This window comes from Caballeronia mineralivorans PML1(12) (assembly GCF_001028175.1).
GTDB classification, from domain to species: domain Bacteria; phylum Pseudomonadota; class Gammaproteobacteria; order Burkholderiales; family Burkholderiaceae; genus Caballeronia; species Caballeronia mineralivorans.
The window spans coordinates 1-3,417 of the sequence record NZ_AEJF01000256.1; the positions used below are offsets into that span (position 1 = coordinate 1).

3 protein-coding genes are annotated in these 3,417 nt (G+C 59.6%); all 3 read right to left on the reverse strand.

Annotated features, from left to right (window positions below; genetic code table 11):
- Positions 1-912 (reverse strand): translation initiation factor IF-2 associated domain-containing protein (locus EOS_RS41445; RefSeq protein ID WP_047898050.1); only part of this gene is annotated, 912 nt, incomplete at its 3' end.
- Between the two features lie 92 nt (positions 913-1,004).
- Positions 1,005-2,480 carry a transcription termination factor NusA gene (nusA, locus tag EOS_RS41450; protein ID WP_047898051.1) on the reverse strand — a complete coding sequence of 492 codons (1,476 nt, stop codon included), beginning with the start codon at positions 2,478-2,480 and terminating at the stop codon, positions 1,005-1,007.
- Positions 2,477-2,938, reverse strand: coding sequence for a ribosome maturation factor RimP (rimP, locus tag EOS_RS41455; RefSeq protein ID WP_047898052.1), 462 nt, complete (start codon positions 2,936-2,938; stop codon positions 2,477-2,479). Before rimP ends, nusA begins: the two co-directional genes overlap by 4 nt.
- Positions 2,939-3,417: the final 479 nt, after the last annotated feature.

Sequence of the window (3,417 nt, forward strand, 5' to 3'; positions counted from 1 at the left end):
AGTGGCAGCAGCAGCCGCGGCCACGACTGCAGGCGCCGGCTCAGCCGGTTTCGCCTGTTGCGCCTTGCGCGGCGTATTCATCATTTCGCGAATCGCACGCGCTTCAGCTTCAGCTGCTGCACGCCGTTTCGCGATCTGGTCGTGCTCGGCACGCGCCTTTTCGGTCGCGGCGCGCGCGGCGTCTTCCGCCTTCTTCGCGGCTTCGCGCTGAGCGGCACGCTCGGCAGCGGCTTTCTCGTCGACCTGCGGCGCGACAACTTCAGCCTTCACCGGTTCGTCGGCGACGTGCTCCGCCTTCGACTGAGCACGGGACTCCGGCCGAGCCGCGGACGCAGCACGCGAAATTTCCGCGGCTTCCGCCTGAGCGGCAGCACGCTTCGCCTCTTCTTCCTCGGCGCGGCGGCGCTCGGTCTCGGCAGCCTCTTCACGCGCGACCCGTTCGGCCTCTTCGCGTTCGAAGCGTTCCTGACGTTCCTTCAATTCCAGCGCTTCTTTTTCGAGCAATTCGGCCGCTTGACGCGCCTCTTCGTCCCGACGCTGCAATTCGGCTTCATCCACCTCGTCTTCTTCGACGTGGTTCGCACCTTCGACGACCTGTTCAACACCGCTCTCGTCGCGCTTCATGAATACGCGCTTCTTGCGGACCTCGACCTGAATGGTGCGAGCTTTACCCGTAGAGTCGGATTGCTTGATTTCCGACGTATGCCGGCGGGTCAAAGTGATCTTGCGTTTGTCAGCATCGGCGGAACCGTGCGACTTGCGCAAGTGTTCGAGCAGGCGCGATTTGTCCGTCTCGGACAAATCGTCATCCTCGCTCGCTTTCGTCACGCCAGCCGCCTGCAACTGCTCGAGCAGGACGCCCGCAGGCATTTTGAGTTCCGCGGCAAATTGGGCTACGTTGTTACTCGCCATTCATTCCTCTTGATGCAAGGACAAATTCCCTGCTGTTTGATCGGGTCATGCGGCCTACCGGCCGCGATATGTCAGTGCGCCATGGTCATTTCTCACTGGAACCAGTGTTCACGTGCTTTCATGATCAACGCCTTAGCGGCATCCTCTTCAATACCGGTCATCTCGACCAGCTCATCCACAGCCAGCTCGGCGAGGTCGTCGCGCGTGCGGATCTGATGTTCTTCGAGCTTCGCGTGCAACTCATCTGTCATACCTTCGAGGCTCTTCAGGTCGAGCGCTATGCCCTCGACCTTCTCTTCGTTCGCTATCGCCAAGGTCAGAAGCGCGTCACGAGAGCGGTTACGCAATTCGTGAACGGTGTCTTCGTCGAAGGCTTCGATTTCGAGCATTTCGTTGAGCGGCACATACGCGATCTCTTCGAGGCTGGTGAAGCCTTCGTCGATGAGAATGTCGGCCACTTCTTCATCAACGTCGAGTCGCGCCATGAACAGGCTGCGCAACGTGCCACGCTCTTCGTTCTGCTTCAGCGCGGACTCGTCCGGCGTCATGATGTTGATTTGCCAGCCGGTCAATTCGCTGGCAAGACGCACGTTCTGGCCGCTGCGGCCGATGGCAACCGCCAGTTCGTTTTCGTCCACGACGACGTCCATCGAATGTTTCTCTTCATCGACGACAATCGACTGCACGGCGGCCGGCGCGAGCGCGCCGATCACGAACTGAGCGGGGTCCTCTGACCATAGCACGATGTCGACGTTCTCGCCACCGAGCTCATTTCTCACCGCCTGCACCCGCGAACCGCGAATCCCGACGCAGGTACCGATCGGGTCAATGCGCTTGTCGTAAGCAATCACCCCGATTTTCGCACGCACGCCAGGATCGCGCGCGGCCGCCTTGATCTCGAGCAGGCCCTGCTCGATTTCCGGCACTTCCATTTCGAACAGCTTCATCAGGAACTCGGGCGCCGTGCGCGAGAGTTCGATCTGCGGACCACGTGCCGTGCGGTCGACCTTCGCGATATAAGCGCGAACCCGGTCGCCGACCCGCAGGTTTTCCTTCGGAATCAACTGGTCGCGGCGCAAGAGCGCTTCCACACGACCCGATTCGACGATGAAATTGCCCTTGTCCAGACGCTTTACCGCGCCGGTCATGATCTTTTCGCCGCGCTCCAGGAAGTCGTTCAGGATCTGCTCGCGCTCAGCGTCGCGAACCTTCTGAAGAATCACCTGCTTGGCGGCCTGCGCGCCAATCCGGCCAAACTCGATGGACGGAATGGGTTGCTCGATGTAGTCGTCGACTTGCGCGTCGGGCTTCTCTTCCTTCGCTTCGAACAACAGGATTTCCTGATCCGGTTCCTGCAGGCCGGCTTCGTCCGGCACCACTTTCCAGCGACGGAAGGTTTCGTGCTCACCGCTTTCACGGTCGATCGCCACGCGGATATCCACGTCTTCCTCGAACAGCTTCTTCGTTGCCGAAGCAAGCGCTGCTTCGAGCGCTGCGTACACCACGTCCTTGTTGACGTTCTTCTCGCGCGCCAGCGCATCCGCCAGCATCAAAACTTCGCGACTCATTGTTTGCGGCTCCTAAAGTCAACTTTGGGGACGAGACGTGCTTTATCGAGGTCTGCGAGCGTGAAATCGAGCATCGCAGCGCCGCCGTCCTTCCCTTCGAATTCCAAACCGATCGACTCGCCGTCCGGGGCATGCAGGATGCCACGGTACGACTTGCGCCCGTCCAGCGGCTTCTTCAATGTGATAGTGACTTCGCTGCCTGCGAAGCGTTCGAAATCCGCCAATTTCTTGAGCGGACGATCGAGACCCGGCGACCCGACTTCGAGCCGTGAGTAATCGATATTCTCCACTTCGAAAAGATATTGAAGCTGACGTGTGACTTTCTCACAGTCTTCAATCGCGATACCGGCGGGCTGGTCGATCGAGATACGCAGCAAACCGCCTCCCGCGCGCTCGATATCAACAAGTTCGTAGCCCAGGCCCGAGACCGTGGTTTCGATGATTTCCGTCAGTTGCACAGTGAAAGACTCCAAGATGTTCGCGCGCTCCACGCCGAACACCTGCGGACCGCGCCTTGAGCTGGCGCACTTTCGTTGCCCCAAGATGCTGAACCGAACGGCCAAAAAAAAATGGGCGCAACGCCCATCCTTCTGTACCGAGATCACATCCGGGCGGCGAAATAAACACCATGCCCAGCGACTTCGTGATTTTAGCCATTTTTCGGGATAAACGCAACCGATACGCCCTGTATATAGCCCTTTGGTGGCCATTTACAAGGCAAATCGAAGGCATTTAGCGCGCTTTTGTCGGGCTTTCCCGAGGCTAAAGTCATCGTGCAGAATTTCACGAACGGGTGACTTGGCGATCGGCCTGCCCATTAGTGCGTTTCCGCGATGTGCCGCGCCATCGGCGCATCCAACGGTTCGATTGGCGCGACGTTTGATCTTTAGCGTCCGCGCGTGCGGTTGCGCGGCGCCGGGCGCGCGCCGCCACGGCC

Coding starts and splice junctions, on each gene's coding strand:
- nusA (WP_047898051.1), bottom strand. CDS start 2,480: ATGAGTCGCGAAGTTTTGATGCTGGCGGATGCGCTGGCGCGCGAGAAG.